13 protein-coding genes are annotated in these 17,326 nt (G+C 70.7%); all 13 read left to right on the plus strand.

Annotated elements, in window-relative coordinates; genetic code table 11:
• Positions 1–2 precede the first annotated feature (2 nt).
• Positions 3–1,049, plus strand: a complete 1,047-nt coding sequence (locus CJ226_RS01585) for a response regulator (RefSeq protein WP_102208117.1) — start codon at positions 3–5, stop codon at positions 1,047–1,049.
• Complete coding sequence (locus tag CJ226_RS01590; RefSeq protein ID WP_062635863.1) at positions 1,049–2,038, plus strand: ATP-grasp domain-containing protein; 990 nt, start codon at positions 1,049–1,051, stop codon at positions 2,036–2,038. Before CJ226_RS01585 ends, CJ226_RS01590 begins: the two co-directional genes overlap by 1 nt.
• The gene (locus tag CJ226_RS01595) at positions 2,035–2,748 is read left to right on the plus strand and encodes a PHP domain-containing protein (protein ID WP_102208118.1); all 714 of its coding nucleotides are present in this window, start codon (positions 2,035–2,037) and stop codon (positions 2,746–2,748) included. Before CJ226_RS01590 ends, CJ226_RS01595 begins: the two co-directional genes overlap by 4 nt.
• Entirely contained in the window at positions 2,748–4,235 is a 1,488-nt protein-coding gene (locus tag CJ226_RS01600; protein ID WP_025103740.1) for a glycosyltransferase, read from the plus strand. The genes CJ226_RS01595 and CJ226_RS01600 overlap by 1 nt, the downstream gene beginning before the upstream one ends.
• On the plus strand, positions 4,232–4,375 hold the full coding sequence (locus CJ226_RS17955) for a hypothetical protein (protein ID WP_180964510.1): 144 nt from the start codon (positions 4,232–4,234) through the stop codon (positions 4,373–4,375). Before CJ226_RS01600 ends, CJ226_RS17955 begins: the two co-directional genes overlap by 4 nt.
• Complete coding sequence (locus tag CJ226_RS01605; RefSeq protein WP_025103741.1) at positions 4,372–4,719, plus strand: response regulator; 348 nt, start codon at positions 4,372–4,374, stop codon at positions 4,717–4,719. The genes CJ226_RS17955 and CJ226_RS01605 overlap by 4 nt, the downstream gene beginning before the upstream one ends.
• Entirely contained in the window at positions 4,716–6,527 is a 1,812-nt protein-coding gene (locus CJ226_RS01610) for a cell wall metabolism sensor histidine kinase WalK (RefSeq protein WP_102208119.1), read from the plus strand. Before CJ226_RS01605 ends, CJ226_RS01610 begins: the two co-directional genes overlap by 4 nt.
• Positions 6,528–6,573: 46 nt before the next feature.
• Positions 6,574–8,262, plus strand: a complete 1,689-nt coding sequence (locus tag CJ226_RS01615; protein WP_102208120.1) for an ABC-F family ATP-binding cassette domain-containing protein — start codon at positions 6,574–6,576, stop codon at positions 8,260–8,262.
• Positions 8,263–8,307: 45 nt separating this feature from the next.
• Positions 8,308–9,423, plus strand: a complete 1,116-nt coding sequence (locus tag CJ226_RS01620) for a GuaB3 family IMP dehydrogenase-related protein (RefSeq protein WP_062635871.1) — start codon at positions 8,308–8,310, stop codon at positions 9,421–9,423.
• A gap of 57 nt (positions 9,424–9,480) precedes the next feature.
• Positions 9,481–10,239: an SURF1 family protein gene (locus tag CJ226_RS01625; protein ID WP_102208394.1), complete on the plus strand. Its 759-nt coding sequence runs from the start codon at positions 9,481–9,483 to the stop codon at positions 10,237–10,239.
• Positions 10,240–10,546: 307 nt separating this feature from the next.
• A complete protein-coding gene (locus CJ226_RS01630; RefSeq protein WP_257996440.1) occupies positions 10,547–15,121 on the plus strand; it encodes an ExeM/NucH family extracellular endonuclease in 4,575 nt (1,524 codons plus the stop codon).
• Positions 15,122–15,224: 103 nt separating this feature from the next.
• On the plus strand, positions 15,225–15,737 hold the full coding sequence (locus CJ226_RS01635) for a DUF3817 domain-containing protein (protein ID WP_062635876.1): 513 nt from the start codon (positions 15,225–15,227) through the stop codon (positions 15,735–15,737).
• Positions 15,734–17,320, plus strand: a complete 1,587-nt coding sequence (gene guaA / locus CJ226_RS01640) for a glutamine-hydrolyzing GMP synthase (protein ID WP_062635878.1) — start codon at positions 15,734–15,736, stop codon at positions 17,318–17,320. Before CJ226_RS01635 ends, guaA begins: the two co-directional genes overlap by 4 nt.
• Positions 17,321–17,326: the final 6 nt, after the last annotated feature.

The raw sequence follows: 17,326 nt of genomic DNA on the forward strand, positions 1-17,326 counted from the left end.
ACATGGCTGAGGTCCCCCCTCGCATTCTCGTCGTCGACGACGACCACGACGTCGCCCTGCTCGTGAAGACCGTCCTGGAACGGCGTGCGGGCTGCGTCGTCGATCTCGCGGACGACGGCCGGTCGGCGCTCGAGAAAGCCGCGGCGGTGAAACCCGACGTCGTCGTCACCGACATCGAGATGCCGGGACTCAGCGGCCTGGAGCTCCTCGCGGAGCTGCGCCGCCTCATGCCCACCGTGCCGGTCATCGTCATGACGGCGCACGTCTCGGTCGAGTACGCCGTCTCCGCGCTCCGGGCGCAGGCCGACGAGTTCCTCACCAAGCCGCTCGACAACGCCCGGCTCGTGGAGTCGGTCACCCGGCTCGTCGAGGAGTCCCGGCGTCGGACGGCGGAGGCGAAGACCGGTGAGGTCGTCCTCGCGATCGGAGCGCACCCGGACGACGTCGAGATCGGTGTCGGCGGCATCCTCGCGGCCCATGCGGCCGCCGGCGATCGCATCACCATCCTCACGCTCTCCCGCGGAGCGCGCGGCGGTGATGCGGACAGCCGCCAGCACGAGTCCCTCGCCGCCGCCGAGCAGGTGGGCGCCCGGCTGTTCGTGAAAGACCTCGTCGACACCGAGATCTCCGGTGGCGGGTCGACTGTCCGCCTCATCGAGGAGGTCGTGCAGGAGATCCAGCCGACCATCGTCTACACGCACTCGCACCACGACCGTCATCAGGATCACCGCGCCGTGAACGAGGCGACGATCGTCGCGACGCGCCGCGTCGGCACGGTCGCGTGCTACCAGAGCCCCTCCGCGACCATCGACTACCGGCCCACGCGCTTCGTCCGCATCGACCGCTTCCTCGACGACAAGCTGCGGCTGCTGGAGTGCTTCCAGTCCCAGGCCGCGGCGAACCGGGAGTACCTCGAGCCGGAGTTCGTCACGGCCACCGCCCGCTACTGGTCGCGGTTCGGCGGCGGCGTGGCCGTCGAGCCGCTGGAGGTCGTGCGCGAGACCGCCGAGTTCATCGGCGCCCATGAACTGACCCGACGGGAGAGCTGATGACGAAGCGCGTACTGGTCACCGGAGCCGGGGGCCCCGCCGGGGTCGCGGTGATCCGCTCCCTGCTGCGCCGGTCCGATCTGACGGTCTTCGCGGCCGACATGGACGGCTGGGCGAGCGGCATCTACCTCGTCCCGCCGGCGCAGCGTCGTCTGGTCCCCCCGGGACGCGACGCGGACTTCGTGCCGGCGATCGCGCGCATGGTCGCCGAGGACGGTCTCGACCTCGTGATCTCCACCGTCGACGTGGAGCTGATCGCGCTCGCGGACCGCCGGGACGAGCTGGCCCCCGCGGTCCTCGCCGCGCCGCCCGCCGACACGCTGCACACCGCCCTCGACAAGCTCGCCCTCGCGGAGCGCTGCGCGCCGACCGGTCGTGTGCCGCGCACCGTGCTCGCCGGCCCGGATGCCGCGGAGGTCGCGTGGGAGTTCCCCGTGTTCGCCAAGCCCCGGCAGGGCGCGGGCAGCCGCGGTGTGCGCCTCGTCCCCGACGCGGAGGCGCTCGCCGCCCTCCCTACGGATGAGGGCCTGATCGTGCAGGACTTCCTCCCGGGCGAGGAGTACTCGGTCGATGTGATCGCCGACGCCTCCGGTGGCGTGGTCGCCGCGGTGCCGCGCACCCGTGCCCGTGTGGACTCCGGGGTCGCGATCGCCGGCCGCACCCTCCGCGACCCCGAGCTCGAGGAGACCGCCGCCGCCATCGCGCGGGCGATCGGCCTCGTCGGCGTCGCCAACGTACAGCTCCGCCGCAATCGGGACGGGCGGGCCGTGCTGCTCGAGGTCAACCCGCGCTTCCCCGGGGCGCTCCCGCTGACGATCGCCGCCGGGGTCGACATCCCGTCGCTCGTCGCCGACCTCTTCCTCGGCCGGGAGATCCCGGTGCAGGTGCCCTTCCGTGAGGTCGCCTCCGTGCGCTTCCTGGAGGATGTGATCGTCGAGGTCGACGACCTGCTCGTGTCGGCGCACGCCGGTCACCAGGAGGAGCTGTGAGTCATCCCGCCCTGCGCGGAGACCACCACGTCCACTCCACGTTCTCCGACGACGCGGTCTCCACCCTGGAGGAGAACGTCGCCGCGGCTGCGGCCGTCGGTCTCGACACCGTCCGTCTCGTCGACCACGTGCGGCAGACCACGACCTGGGTACCCGAGTACCTCGCCGCCGTCCGCCGCCTGCCCGTCCCGGACGGACTGACGGTGCTCACCGGCGTGGAGGCGAAGATCCTCGACGCCTCGGGCGCGCTCGACATCCCGGCGCTTCCGGCGGGCGTCGACCGGATCCTCATCGCCGATCATCAGTTCCCCGGCGTGGACGGGCCGCTCGGACCCACCGCGGTCCGCGAGCGCATCGCCGCGGGCTGGGCGCAGGCCGACGTCCTCGACCAGTTCGTGGACGCCGTCATCGCCACCATGCGCCGCCATCCGGGCAACCAGCTCGCGCACTGCTTCTCGATCCTGCCGAAGATCGGTCTCGCGGAGGAGGAGCTCGGGGTCGAGCGCCTCGACGCGTGGGCGCGAGCCGCCGCCGAGACGGACACGCTCGTCGAGGTCAACGAGAAGTGGGTGTGCCCCGGCGCGGAGGCGCTGAACGCCCTGGAGCGCGCGGGCGCCGGCATCGTGGCCTCCACCGACAGCCACGTGGCCGCGGACGTCGGCCGGTACTCCCGCATCGTCCCGCTGCTCACCGGGACGGAAGGACACTGATGCCCGAACTGACCTGGATCGAGACGGTCGTCGTCGTCATCCTCCTCCTCTGCGTGCTGATCGGCACGCTGCCGGTCGTCAACACCGGTCTGCAGTTCCTCATGCTGCCGCTGCACGCCTTCCGCAATCACTACGGCAAGGCCGCCCCGTACCACCCGAACGTGGCCGTGGTCATCCCGGCATGGAACGAGGGCCTCGTCATCGGCCCCGCGATCGAGCGGCTGCTCCAGCTCGAGTACCCCGCCGAGCGCCTCCGCGTCTTCGTCGTCGACGACGCGTCCACGGACGACACCCCGGCCATCGTCCAGCAGAAGGCGGCGACCTATCCGGGGCGGGTCGTCCACCTGCGACGCGAGAAGGGCGGCGAAGGCAAGGCGCACACGCTGAACCACGGCCTCGACGTCGTGCTCGCCGACCCGTGGACCGAGGCGGTGCTCATCATGGACGCCGACGTGATCTTCGCGCGCAACTCCCTGCGCAAGCTCACCCGGCACCTCGCCGACGAGGAGGTCGGGGCCGTCACGGCCTACATCGCGGAGGGCAGCAGGGACCGCAACTACCTCACCCGGTTCATCGCGATCGAGTACGTCATCGGCCAGCTCTCGGCACGGCGCACGCAGAACGTCGGGGGAGCGATCGCCTGCCTCGCCGGGGGCGCCCAGCTGCATTCCCGCGCGAACCTCGAGGCGATCGGCGGACGCATCCCGACGGGCACGCTCGCCGAGGACACCATGACGACCTTCGAGAGTCAGCTCCACGGCCGCCGGATGGTGTTCGAGCCGCACGCCGTGGTGCTCGCCGAGGAGCCGCGGACGATCGACAGTCTCTGGAAGCAGCGGCTGCGCTGGGCGCGCGGCAACGTGCAGCTCACCTCGATCTACAAGAAGCTCTGGTTCCGTCCGAGTCGCGACCACAACCTGGGCAGCATCCCCTTCGGGCTGGCCTGGTTCACGATCCTGCTGATGCCGGCGCTCCTGCTCCTCGCCGCCACCGCGATGATCGTCCTCCTGCTCCTGCACAGCGACGTCGCGGAGTTCGTGTTCCGGTTCATGTGGATCGCCGCGGCGGCCATCTACATCTTCTCGATGCTCTACTCCGTCCAGCTCGATCCGCGCATCGGGCGGCAGTCCTGGCGCGAGGCGATCATGTTCCCGGGGCTCGGGGCGCTGATCCTCATGGCCCTGGCGCTGTTCCCCTGGGCCCTGGACGGCCTGATCGGCGCGGCGGGGCAGGAGTCGACGGAGCAGACGCGGGTGCTGTGGCTGATGGCGTTCGCCCTCTGGGGGCCGGTGTCGATGCTCGGCATCTGGCTCGCGCGGGCGGTCGAGCCGCTTCCGGCCGGACGCTTCTTCGCGGGCCTGCTGCTCTACGTCTGCGGGTACGGATCGCTGCTGTGCGCGATCACCGCCGACTCGTACCTCAAGGAGTGGCGTCGCGCGGACGCCTCCTGGATCAAGACCGAGAAGATCGGACGGGTCGACTCATGACCGACGCACCATCGCACGACGCCGAGGTGGAGGAGATCGCGGCCGACGGCCGGAAGGAGCGCCGCCTCATCCCGCAGGCGCTCATCTCCCTCGCCGTCGTGGTCGTGATCGTCGTCGTCCGAGAGATGCTCCTGCGATGACCGGACGGCCGCTCGCCCTGGTCGTCGAGGACGCTCCGGATCAGGCGACCCTCCTGGGGCGGTACCTCGACCGGGAGGGCTTCGACGTGTTCGTCGCGCCCGATGCGGAGTCGGCCATCGCCGCCTTCCCGGACATCGACCCCCAGGTCGCCGTCCTGGACCTGCTGCTCCCGGGCATATCCGGGCAGGCCTGCTGCCGCCTGATCCACGAACGCTATCCGGAGTGCTTCCTCATCGTCAGCTCGGTGCTGGACGTCGCGGAGTACCCGCCGGCGGACGCGGCCCTGCCGAAGCCGATCACCGGGGCCGACCTGCATCGCGCCGTGGAACGGGTCCCGCGATGAGGGCGACACCACTGGAGCGCGCCGAGAACCGCTGGTATCGGGTCGTCGACAACCCGAACCCGATCGTCAAGCAGATCCCGACGCTCGTCGCCGCCGCGATCGCAGGCGTGATGACCTGGGCCATCCCCAGCCTGCCGTTCACCGATCTCACCCTCGCCCTGGCCGGCCTCGCGATCGTCCTCGTCGCGACGCTCCATGCCGGAGTGCTCAGCGCGCTGCACATCCGGGAGGGCTGGATCGTGCTCCTGGTCCCGATGGTCGACATCCTGGGATTGGGTCTCTTCCGCGCCGGGACGGGAGGGGCGGCGTCGCTCTTCGGCTCGCTCGTGCTGCTCCCCGTGATCTGGATCGCGGCGGCGCCCGGCATCCGCTGGGTCTTCGTCGTCGGCGCGTTCACGTCGCTCGCGCTGCTGATCCCCTACGTCATCGAACCGCCGACGAACGCGGTCGTGTGGCTCCGCGGCGTCGTCGGACCTCTCGTCTTCGCGGCCGTCGCGGCCGTGGTCAACGAGCTCTCCCGGCAACAGCGCCTGCGGGTGCAGCAGGCGGAGGAGCTGGTCACGGAGCGGACCAAGGCGCTGTCCGAGAACGTCTCGATGATCGTGCAGCTGCGGCAGAAGGAGCACGAGTACCGCGTGCTGCTCGACTCGTTCGAGGGGCTGTGGGCATCGATCACCGCGCAGGCCGTGATCGGCACCGATCGCGAGGGGCGCGTCACGGCGTGGAACCCCGGGGCCGTCCGCCTGCTCGGGCTCTCTCACGACGAGGCTCTCGACGACGTGCGTGTCGATCGCTTCTTCTCGTCGTCGGCGTTGACCATGCTGGCCGAGGACACCGCCGCACGCGAAGGGGACGCGGGGGCGGCGAGCGATCCGACCGCGCGCACCGGCGTCTCGGACGGACTCCGGGAGCTCTTCGCCCAGGCGGACGCCGGGCATACCGTCGACGGCGACATCGAGGTCAAGACCGCGGGCGGCACGACGGTACCCGCCCGGGTGACCGTGACGCCGCACAAGGACCCGTCGGGCGCGCAGCAGGGCTACCTGTTCGTCCTCACCGATGAGACGAGAGCCGTCGAGGTCGCACGCATGAAGGACGAGTTCGTGGGGATGATCTCCCATGAGCTGCGGACGCCGCTGAGCGCGATCATCGGCTTCCTCGACCTGCTGCAGAACGATCCGGGTCAGCCGCTGACGGAGGACCAGCAGGAGTTCGTCGGCATCATCGAGCGCAACGCGAAACGCCTGCTGAACCTCGTCGGCGACCTGCTCTTCACGGCGCAGGTGGAGTCGGGACGCTTCCCCCTGGAACGGGACGAGGCGGACGTCGCGGCGCTCGTGCGTTCGGCCGTGGCCTCGGCGGGACCGCACGCGCAGCGCGAGGGGATCGAGCTGGACCTGCAGGTCGGCGACGAGCCGATCCCGCTGCTCGTCGATCCCGGACGCCTCGGGCAGGCGGTGGACAACCTTCTCTCGAACGCCATCAAGTTCACCCCGCGCGGGGGTCGGGTGACGGCCGCCGTGCGTCGCCTGGACGGCGGGGTGCAGGTCGCCATCGCCGACACCGGGGTCGGGATCCCGCAGGACGAGCAGCGCATGCTCTTCACCCGGTTCTTCCGGGCCTCGACGGCCACCCGCAACGCCGTGCCGGGGGTGGGGCTGGGGCTCACGATCACGCGGGCGATCGTGCTGGCCCACGGCGGGTCCATGGACGTGACCAGCGAGGAGGGGGTGGGCACCGAGTTCCGTTTCTTCCTGCCGGCGGCGCCCAAGACCGAGGTGCTGCAGACCCTCAGCCGCGCGGACTGATAGCCTGGTCGGCTCGCTGTCCGCGGGCGGAAGGACGGCCACGCCTGTGGGGTACATCGACGCATCCGGGATCTCGCTGACGCTTCCCGATGGCAGACCGCTTCTCGACGAGGTGTCGTTCCGTGTCGGGGCGGGCTCGACGAGCGCTCTCATCGGGCCGAACGGTGCGGGGAAGACGACGCTGCTGCGGATCATCCGCGGCGAGCAGCCGGCCGACGACGGGGTGGTGACGATCGACGGCGGACTCGGCGTCATGGACCAGTTCGTCGGACACGGCGAGCCGGGCCAGACCGTGCACGAGCTGCTCGTGCGCGTGGCTCCCATGCGCCTCCGTGCCGCCGCGGAGGCGCTCGAGGCGGCGGAGAACGCCCTCATCGACCGCGACGAGCACGACACCCAGATGGCCTACGCCTCCGCGATCGCCGAGTACGCGGACGCCGGCGGCTACGAGCACGAGACGGTGTGGGACCAGTGCACCGTGGCGGCGCTCGGCGTGCCGTTCGAGCGGGCGCGCTACCGCGAGCTCACCTCCCTCTCCGGCGGCGAGCAGAAGCGGCTCGCCCTGGAAGCGCTGCTGCGCGGCCCGGACGAGGTGCTGCTGCTCGACGAGCCGGACAACTACCTCGACGTGCCGACCAAGCGCTGGCTCGAGGAGCGGCTGCGCGCCACCGACAAGACCGTGCTGCTGGTCTCGCACGACCGTGAGCTCCTCGCCAGGGCCGCCGATCGGCTGATCACGCTGGAGCCCGGCGCGGCGGGGTCGACCGCCTGGGTGCACGGCGGGAGCTTCGCCACCTATCACCAGGCGCGCACCGACCGGATGGACCGGCTCGACGAGCTGCGCCGGCGGTGGGACGAGCAGCACGAGAAGCTCCGCGTGCTCGTCGCGAACCTCAAGGTCAAGGCGGCCGCGAACGACGGCTTCGCGTCCCGCTACCAGGCGGCGCAGACGCGGCTGCGGAAGTTCGAGGAGGCGGGCCCGCCCGAGGAGCGGCCCCCGGCGCAGGAGTTCGACATGCGCCTCCGCGGCGCCAGGACCGGCAAGCGGGCCGTCGTCGCGGACCGGCTGGAGCTGACCGGCCTCATGCGTCCGTTCGACACCGAGATCTGGTACGGCGACCGCGTCGGCGTGCTCGGCTCCAACGGGTCTGGCAAGTCGCACTTCCTGCGGCTGCTGGCCCGCGGCGGCACCGACCCGGACCCGTCCCTCGGGCACGTGACCGCGGTCGCGGAGGAGCTCCGTCCCGTCGCGCACACGGGGCGTGCGGTGCTGGGCGCCCGCGTGGTGCCGGGGCTCTTCGCGCAGACCCACGCGCATCCGGAGTTCGTCGGCCGCACCCTGCTCGAGATCCTGCACCGGGGAGACGACCTCCGTGACGGCATGCCCCGCGACGCGGCGAGCTCGGCCCTGGACAGATACGGCCTCGTCCGCCAGGCCCAGCAGCCGTTCGAATCGCTCTCCGGCGGACAGCAGGCGCGGTTCCAGGTGCTCCTGCTCGAGCTCTCCGGCGCGACCCTGCTCCTCCTCGACGAGCCCACCGACAACCTCGACCTCGAGTCGGCCGAGGCGCTGGAGGAGGCGCTCGGACGCTTTGAGGGCACCGTGGTGGCGGTCACGCACGACCGGTGGTTCGCGCGTTCCTTCGACCGATTCCTCGTGTTCGGCACGGACGGCGAGGTCTACGAGTCCGACGAGCCGGTGTGGGACGAGCGGCGGGTGGCGCGTGCGCGCTGACCGCCGCAGAGGCCGCCGGGCGCCGGGTAGGCTGGACGGGTGACCATGGAGATCGAGCTCGGCCGAGGAAAGCGCGCGCGTCGCGCGTACACGTTCGACGACATCGCGGTGGTGCCCTCGCGGCGCACGCGCAACCCGGAGGACGTGTCCACCGCGTGGACGATCGACGCCTTCGGCTTCGAGATCCCGGTGCTCGGTGCGCCGATGGACTCGGTCGTCAGCCCGCGCACCGCGATCATGCTCGGGCAGCTCGGCGGTCTGGGTGTGCTCGACCTGGAGGGGCTCTGGACCCGCTACGAGGACCCGGAGCCGCTGCTCTCCGAGATCGCGGGCCTCGCGGAGGACCGGGCGACCGTGCGCATGCAGGAGCTCTACTCCGAGCCCATCAAGCCCGAGCTCATCACCCGCCGCCTCGCCGAGATCCGGGAGGCGGGCGTCACCGTCGCCGGCTCCCTCACCCCGCAGCGTACGCAGGAGTTCTACGACACCGTCGCCGCAGCCGGGGTCGACCTGTTCGTCATCCGCGGCACGACCGTCTCCGCGGAGCACGTGTCGAGCGTGGCGGAGCCGCTGAACCTCAAGAAGTTCATCTACGACCTCGACGTGCCGGTGATCGTGGGCGGAGCGGCGACCTACACCGCAGCGCTCCACCTCATGCGTACCGGCGCGGCCGGCGTGCTCGTGGGCTTCGGCGGCGGTGCGGCGTCCACCACCCGTGCCACCCTCGGCATCCACGCCCCCATGGCGACCGCGGTGTCGGACGTGGCGGCCGCGCGTCGGGACTACCTCGACGAGTCCGGCGGACGCTACGTGCACGTGATCGCCGACGGCGGCGTCGGCACCTCGGGCGACATCGTGAAGGCGCTCGCCATGGGCGCCGACGCGGTCATGCTCGGTGTCGCCCTGGCCCGTGCCACGGACGCCCCCGGCCAGGGGTTCCACTGGGGTCCCGAGGCGCACCACCCCAAGCTCCCGCGCGGACGACGCGTCGAGGTGGGCGGCATCGGCACGCTGGAGGAGATCCTCTACGGCCCCGCTCCGGTCGCCGACGGCACCGCGAACCTCATCGGCGCGCTGCGCAAGTCGATGGCCACCACCGGATACTCCGACCTCAAGGAGTTCCAGCGGGTGGAGGTCGTGCTGGCTCCGTACGAGGCCTGAGGTCTCCGCATCACCGTGACCGCACCTGCTCCCTTCCCGCCGACCCTCCGTGAGGTCATGCTGCGGGGACGCTGGATCGCGATGCTGCTGCTGTGCCTGGTCGTCGCCGGCGTGTTCGCCTGGCTCGGTCAGTGGCAGCTGGAGCGGGCGATCGAGACCGATCCTCCGGCGCCGGGGGCGACCGAGCAGGTCCGACCGCTCGACGAAGTCGTGGAGCCGGGGGAGTACCTGCCCGAGCCCCTCGTCGGACAGCGCGTGGAGACCGAGGGCGTCTGGATCCCCGGAGACTTCCTCGTCGTGGGCAGCCGCTTCAACGACGGCGCCGAGGGGTACTGGGTCACCGGTCAGCTCCGCGTCGACGAGCGCGTCTCGCTGGCGGTGGCGATCGGCTGGGCGCCGGATCGCGAGGCCGCCGATGCCGCGGTGGAGCGCCTCGAAGCCGAGGCGGACGGCGGCGTGGTCCCCGTCGCCGGTCGCATCATCTCGGATGAGGGGCCGGCGGTGCCTCCGCGCTCGGATCCGGAGCAGATGGACCGGATGTCGCCGGCCGCTCTCCTGAGCCGCTGGCACGACACCGAGCAGCTCGACGTCTACCGCCCCTACCTGGCCTCCACGACCGCGACCGCGGGACTCGTCGACATCGCCTCCCCGGCGCCCGACGAGCAGTCGCCGGTCAACTGGCTCAACGTGTTCTACGCCGCCGAGTGGGTCATCTTCGCCGGCTTCGCGTTCTACCTCTGGTACCGCCTGGCGAAGGACGCCTGGGAGCGCGAGGTGGAGGAGTTCGACGAGGCGCAGGGCTCCGCGGCTCCCTGACACCCGCTGCGCATCCGCGCGTCGGATGCTGCGCTTCTGCGCGTCGGGTCGGCCCCGTGTGAACCTTCGTCAGGGGGTGTCGAGGCCATTCGGTGAGCGCTCGGTGACCAATGGGAAAACTCCGTTGAGGATGTCCGAACCGCTCCGTATGCTCGCTCCATGTGCGCACGCTGGGAGTTCCCGATGTGTGCGATGACAGCGTCCTGAGCAGCGCCGGAACACGATCGAGGAGACAGCACCGATGATGTCCGCTCCTGAGCACGGGGAGACCCTGACCCCCGTCTCGCACCGCAGAATCCGAGGGCGCGTGGGCGCTCTCGCCGCGACGTGCGTCGCCGCCCTGAGCCTCGGCTCTCTGGTGGCCGCGCCCGCGTCGGCGAACACCGACGGCACCGGGGTGGTGATCAACGAGGCGTATCTGTCCGGCGGCAGCGCCGGGGCGGCGTTCACGAACAAGTTCGTGGAGCTGTACAACCCGACGACGGCGCCCGTCACCCTGGACGGCCTGTCCCTGCAGTACCGCTCCGCGACAGGGACCGGCGCCTTCAACGGCGTCGCACCGCTGAAGGGGACGATCCCCGCGGGCGGCTACTTCCTCGTGCAGGGGAACAGCAACGGCACGAACGGCGCCGCCCTCCCGACCCCCGACGCCACGACGACGCTGAGCCCGAGCGGCACCAACGGCACGCTGGCACTCGTCGAGGGCACCGCGGCGGTCACCCTGACCCCCGGGTCGACGGTCGGCGTCGACGGCGTGATCGACCTCCTCGGCTACGGCACCTCGAACACCTTCGAGACGGCAGCCGCCACCGCTCCCACGAGCAACACCGACGTCCGGTCGCTGAACCGCACGGACGGCGCGGACGCGGACGACAACAAGACGGACTTCGCGCTGTCGGCGACCATCACCCCGCAGAACTCCGGCGGCACCGATCCCGGCACCGACCCGGGCGAGGAGCCGGGGACGGAGCCCACGACCGCCTCGATCGCCGAGGTCCAGGGCACCGGCGACGTCTCGCCGCTGGCCGGACAGCGCGTCCGCGTCGAGGGCGTCGTCACCGCCGATCACCGGACGGGCGGCTACAAGGGCATCGTGATCCAGACGCAGGGTTCGGGCGGCGAGACCGACGCGACTCCCGGCGCCTCGGATGGCGTGTTCGTCTTCCTGAACGCGCTCGCCCCCACGCTCGAGATCGGCGACCTCGTCTCGGTGACCGGCACCGTGAGCGAGTACTACGGCCAGACCCAGATCGCTCCCGCTGCGGTGGCCGACGTCTCCGTCGTCACCGCCGGTGTGGGCGTGCCTGCGCTCACGCCGCTCCCGGACACCGTGCGCGGTGCCGACCGCGAGCAGTACGAGAACATGTACGTCGCCCCGACCGGCACCTATCGGCTCGCGTCGAGCCACCAGCTGTACAACTACGGGGCGCTGTGGCTGAACGCCGGCGACGACCTCACCGTCAAGAGCACCGAGACCACGCGTCCCGGGGCCGACGCGGCCGCCATCGCGGCCGAGAACCGCGCCAACCGCATCCTGCTCGACGACGCCTGGTCCATCCAGGTGACCAACAACGGCCACCCGGGCCAGCAGCCGTACTTCACGGAGGACACGGTGGTCCGCAACGGCGACACCGTCGACTTCGGGTCCAACGGCTACGTGCTCCAGTGGGGCTTCGACGACTGGCGCCTGCAGCCGGTCGTCCCGATCGACGACGCCTCCCCGGCGGAGCGCAAGGTCACCTTCGAGCCGACGAACCCGCGCCCCGAGAAGGCCCCCGAGGTGGGCGGCGACGCGCAGGTGGCGTCGTTCAACGTCTACAACTACTTCACGACGCTGAAGAGCGAGAACGCGGACGCCCGCGGTGCGGCGAACGCCGCCCAGTTCGCGATCCAGAAGTCCAAGATCGTCTCGGCCATCAACGGCCTCGACGCGGAGATCGTGGCGCTGATGGAGATCGAGAACTCGGTCAAGCTCGGCAAGCCCGTCGACACCGCCCTGAAGGACCTCGTCGCCGGCCTCAACGCCGACGCGGGCGCGGACGTGTGGGACTACGTGCGCACGCCGAAGGCGCTGCAGGACCCGGCGACGACGGACTACATCACCAACGCGATCATCTTCAAGAAGGACGCCGTGAGCACGGTGGGCGACAGCGCCACCGTCACCGACGAGTCGGTGTGGGGCAACGCCCGCGAGCCGATCGCGCAGGCGTTCGACATCGACGGCCGCGTCGTCACCGTCGTCGCCAACCACCTGAAGTCGAAGTCCCCGCCGCAGGGTGCCGGCGCGGAGCCGGCCGACGGCCAGGGGTTCTTCAACGCCGACCGCGTGAAGCAGGCGCAGGCCGTCCTCGCCTTCACGGATGAGCTGGCCGAGAGCAGCGGCAGCAGCGACATGCTGCTGATCGGCGACTTCAACGCCTACGGGCAGGAAGACCCGATCGACGTGTTCACCTCGCAGGGGTGGAGCGACGTGGCCGCCGACAAGGCCGCAGGGCAGTACACGTACACGTTCGACGGGGAGCTCGGCTCGCTCGACCACGTGATCGCCTCGCCGTCGCTCGTCTCCTCGATCACGGGCGCCGGCGTGTGGGGCATCAACTCGCCGGAGTGGAGCGACCGCGGCTACGCGTTCGGCGCCGCCGAGGAGGGCACACCGTACCGGTCCAGCGACCACGACCCGATCCTCGTCGGCGTCTCCTCGGAGATCCCGCCGGTGAATATCGACGTCGTGACGGTGAACGACTTCCACGGCCGTATCGAGGCCGACGGGGCCGCGGCCGGCGCCGCCGTGCTCGCGGGGGCGGTGCAGCAATTCCGTGCGGCGAACCCGAACACGATCTTCGCCGGAGCCGGCGACCTCATCGGTGCGTCGACGTTCACCTCCTTCATCAACGACGACAACCCGACGATCGACGCGCTCAACGCCGCCGGCCTGGACGTGAGCGCCGCGGGCAACCACGAGTTCGATCAGGGCTGGGAAGACCTGCGCGACCGGGTGCAGGAGCGCGCCGACTGGGAGTACATCTCCTCGAACGTGTTCCTCACGGAGACCGGTGAGCCCGCGCTCGCCCCGGCGTGGGTCAAGGAGCTCGACGGCGTGCGCGTCGGCTTCGTGGGCGCCGTCACGGAGGACCTCGACTCGCTCGTCTCGCCCGAGGGCATCGCGGATCTCGAGGTGCGCAGCATCGCCGACTCGGTGAACGCCGTGGCCGACGACCTGCGTGACGGGGATCCGGCCAACGGCGAGGCGGACGTCGTGATCCTGCTCGTGCACGAGGGTGCGGAGAGCACCGCGCTGTCCGCGATCACCGAGGACTCGCCGCTGGGCGAGATCGTCTACGGAGTCGACGACGACGTGGACGCGATCGTTTCGGCGCACACGCACCTCGCCTACAACCACGTCATCGACGGCCGACCGGTCGTCTCGGCGGGGCAGTACGGCGAGAACCTCGGCCTCATGAACATCCAGGTCGACCCGAAGACGAAGGAGCTGCTCTCGATCACCAACGAGATCAAGCCCCTCACGTCCGCGGGCAAGCCGCTGTACCCGGCGGTCCCGGAGGTGCAGGCCATCGTCGACAAGGCGAAGGCGGAGGCCGACGTGCTGGGAGCGGTGAAGGTGGGCGACATCACCGCCGACTTCAACCGCGCGCGGCAGACCAACGGCTCCGAGAACCGCGGCGGCGAGTCCACGATCGGCAACTTCGTCGCCGACGTGCAGAAGTGGTCCACGGGTGCGGACATCGCTCTCATGAACCCGGGTGGCATCCGTGCCAACCTGACCTACGCGTCGAGCAACCCCGAGGACCCCGACGGCAACGTCACCTATCGGGAGGCGGCGACCGTCCAGCCGTTCGCCAACACGCTCGTCACGCTGACCCTCACCGGCACGCAGCTGAAGGGTGTGCTGGAGGAGCAGTGGCAGCCCGCCGGATCGGCCCGACCGTTCCTCAAGCTCGGCGTCTCCGAGGGTCTGGTCTACACGTACGACCCGACGGCTGCCGCGGGTTCGCGGATCACCTCGATCACGCTGAACGGCACCGCGATCGACCCGAACGGGGAGTACACGGTGGCGGCGAACTCCTTCCTCGCGGCGGGTGGCGACAACTTCGCCACCTTCAAGGAGGGGGCGGGCAAGCGGGACACCGGCAAGATCGACCTCCAGTCGATGGTCGACTGGTTCGACGCGAACAAGACGGCCTCGCCGGACCTCGCCCAGCGTGCGGTCGGTGTGACCGTCAGTCCGGCGGACGCCGACGGCTACCGCGCCGGCGACCAGGTGACGGTCTCGCTCTCCTCGCTGGCGTTCAGCGGTGGCGAGGCGGCGCCGGGAGCGGTCACGCTGTCGCTCGGCGACACGCAGCTCGCGGCCGGCACGGTCGACCCCACCATCGTGGACACCACCGACGAGGGCGGCCGCGCCACCCTCACCTTCACGGTGCCGTCCGGGGTGTTCGGTGACCAGCAGCTCACGGTCGACGTCCCGGCGACGGGCACGACGGTGCAGGTGCCGTTCACGATCGCCGGCGAGGAGGAGTTCGCGGGGACCATCGCGCTCGGCTCCTCGAAGGTGGCCGCGGGCAAGAAGCTCGACGTCACCGGCGAGGGCTACCAGCCCGGCGAGACCGTCACGGTGGAGCTCCGGTCGAAGAAGGGCCAGGGCGTCCAGGTGGGAACGGTGCAGGTCCGGGAGGACGGCACCTTCAGCACCTCGGTGACGGTGCCGAAGAACGCCCAGCCCGGCAAGTACACCGTCGCGGTGGCGCAGGCCGACGGGGACGAGGCCACGGCCTCCGTCACCGTCAACCGCGCCGGCGGCATCGGCGGGATCATCAAGGACATCGTCGACTGGCTGTGGGACCTCCTGACCGGATGGTTCTGATGCCGATCGGCGGATGACGAGGCGGAGGCCGTCGGGGCGACCCGGCGGCCTCCGTCGTTTCCGCGGGGTCGGGGCCTCGCCCGCCGCCGACTAGACTGGGGGCATGCCCGAACCGAAAGTCGCCAGCTTTCCGGCGATCCGCGGTGCGCTGAAGTTCTACCAGATCGCGTCGATCATCACGGGAGTCATGCTGCTCCTGCTGCTCGCCGAGATGGTGCTGAAGTACACGCCGATCCACCTCGAGCTCTTCGCCGGAGGATCGGGCGGCCCGCTCTGGTTCGCCGGCGTCATCGCGGGGCCGGACTGCCAGTGGTGGTCGCTGTTCGCGCCGTGGACGAACTCGTGCGAGATGACCTCCCTCGGGGACGGCTTCAACATCTCGCTGTTCATCCTCGTCGCCCACGGCTGGTTCTACGTGGTCTACCTCTTCGCGTGCTTCCGCATGTGGAGCCTGATGCGCTGGCCGTTCCGCCGGTTCATCCTCCTCGCGCTCGGCGGCGTCATCCCGCTGCTGTCGTTCTTCATGGAGGCGATCGTCGCCCGTGAAGTCAAGACCTATCTCGCCACCCGGGAGGCCGCCGAGGCCTCCGCGATCGCCCCGGAAGGTGTCCGTTGACCGAACAGTCCGAGACCCAGCAGCGCCCCGCGCTCGTCGTCGACTTCGGCGCCCAGTACGCGCAGCTCATCGCCCGCCGCGTCCGCGAGGCCGGCGTCTACAGCGAGATCGTGCCGCACACCGCCACGGCCGAGGAGATCGCCGCCAAGAACCCCGTCGCGATCATCCTCTCCGGCGGACCTTCGTCGGTGTACGAGGAGGGCGCGCCGAAGCTCGACCCGTCGGTCTTCGATCTGGGCGTCCCCACCCTCGGCATCTGCTACGGCTTCCAGTACATGGCCCAGACCCTCGGCGGCGAGGTCGCGCACACCGGCCTCCGCGAGTACGGCGCCACGGATGCCGTCATCTCCGGTGACGGCGGCACGCTGCTCAGCGGGCAGCCGACCGAACAGAACGTGTGGATGAGCCATGGCGACCAGGTCGCGAAGGCACCGGAGGGCTTCGAGGTGCTCGCGACGACGGAGGCCACGAAGGTCGCCGCCTTCGCGAACGAGGAGCGCGGCTTCTACGGCGTGCAGTGGCACCCGGAGGTCAAGCACTCCGACCACGGTCAGCGCGTGCTCGAGAACTTCCTCCACAAGGGCGCGGGCCTCGCGTCCGACTGGAACCCCGACAACGTGATCGCCGAGCAGATCGAGCGCATCCGCGAGCAGGTCGGCGACGCCCGGGTCATCTCCGCGTTGTCCGGCGGCGTGGACTCCGCCGTCTCGACCGCTCTCGTGCACAAGGCCATCGGCGACCAGCTCACGGCCGTCTTCGTCGACCACGGTCTCCTCCGCAAGGGCGAGCGCGAGCAGGTCGAGAAGGACTACGTCGAATCCACCGGTGTGCGCCTCATCACGGTCGACGCCGCGGAGACCTTCCTCGGTCACCTCCAGGGCGTGACGGACCCCGAGGAGAAGCGCAAGATCATCGGCCGCGAGTTCATCCGCGCGTTCGAGAAGGTGCAGCTCGACCTCGTGGAGGAGGCGAAGGCCGACGGCGGCGCCCCGGTGAAGTTCCTCGTGCAGGGCACGCTCTACCCGGACGTGGTGGAGTCGGGCGGCGGTGCGGGCACCGCCAACATCAAGTCGCACCACAACGTGGGCGGTCTTCCGGACGACCTCGACTTCGAGCTCATCGAGCCGCTGCGGGCCCTGTTCAAGGACGAGGTCCGCGCGATCGGCCGCGAGCTCGGCATCCCCGAGGCGATCGTCGGGCGTCAGCCGTTTCCGGGGCCCGGTCTCGGCATCCGGATCATCGGTGAGGTCACCGCTGACCGTCTCGAGATTCTGCGTGAGGCCGACGCCATCGCCCGCGAGGAGCTGACCAAGGCCGGCCTCGACCAGGAGATCTGGCAGTGCCCGGTCGTGCTCCTCGCCGACGTGCGCTCGGTGGGCGTGCAGGGCGACGGCCGCACCTACGGCCACCCGATCGTGCTGCGTCCGGTCTCCAGCGAGGACGCGATGACCGCCGACTGGACCCGTCTGCCGTACGACGTGCTCTCGAAGATCTCGAACCGGATCACCAACGGCGTCCGCGACGTCAACAGGGTCGTGCTGGACGTCACGTCGAAGCCGCCGGGGACGATCGAGTGGGAGTAGGGGGCG

Origin of the sequence: Microbacterium sp. UMB0228 (genome assembly GCF_002871415.1) — a bacterium.
GTDB lineage: Bacteria > Actinomycetota > Actinomycetes > Actinomycetales > Microbacteriaceae > Microbacterium.

Excerpts from the sequence above, each read along its gene's own strand:
- CJ226_RS01600 (WP_025103740.1), top strand. The coding sequence starts at position 2,748 with ATGCCCGAACTGACCTGGATCGAGACGGTCGTCGTCGTCATCCTCCTC.
- CJ226_RS01635 (WP_062635876.1), top strand. The coding sequence starts at position 15,225 with ATGCCCGAACCGAAAGTCGCCAGCTTTCCGGCGATCCGCGGTGCGCTG.
- CJ226_RS01590 (WP_062635863.1), top strand. The coding sequence starts at position 1,049 with ATGACGAAGCGCGTACTGGTCACCGGAGCCGGGGGCCCCGCCGGGGTC.
- CJ226_RS01620 (WP_062635871.1), top strand. The coding sequence starts at position 8,308 with ATGGAGATCGAGCTCGGCCGAGGAAAGCGCGCGCGTCGCGCGTACACG.
- CJ226_RS01625 (WP_102208394.1), top strand. The coding sequence starts at position 9,481 with ATGCTGCGGGGACGCTGGATCGCGATGCTGCTGCTGTGCCTGGTCGTC.
- CJ226_RS01605 (WP_025103741.1), top strand. The coding sequence starts at position 4,372 with ATGACCGGACGGCCGCTCGCCCTGGTCGTCGAGGACGCTCCGGATCAG.
- CJ226_RS01585 (WP_102208117.1), top strand. The coding sequence starts at position 3 with ATGGCTGAGGTCCCCCCTCGCATTCTCGTCGTCGACGACGACCACGAC.
- CJ226_RS17955 (WP_180964510.1), top strand. The coding sequence starts at position 4,232 with ATGACCGACGCACCATCGCACGACGCCGAGGTGGAGGAGATCGCGGCC.
- CJ226_RS01610 (WP_102208119.1), top strand. The coding sequence starts at position 4,716 with ATGAGGGCGACACCACTGGAGCGCGCCGAGAACCGCTGGTATCGGGTC.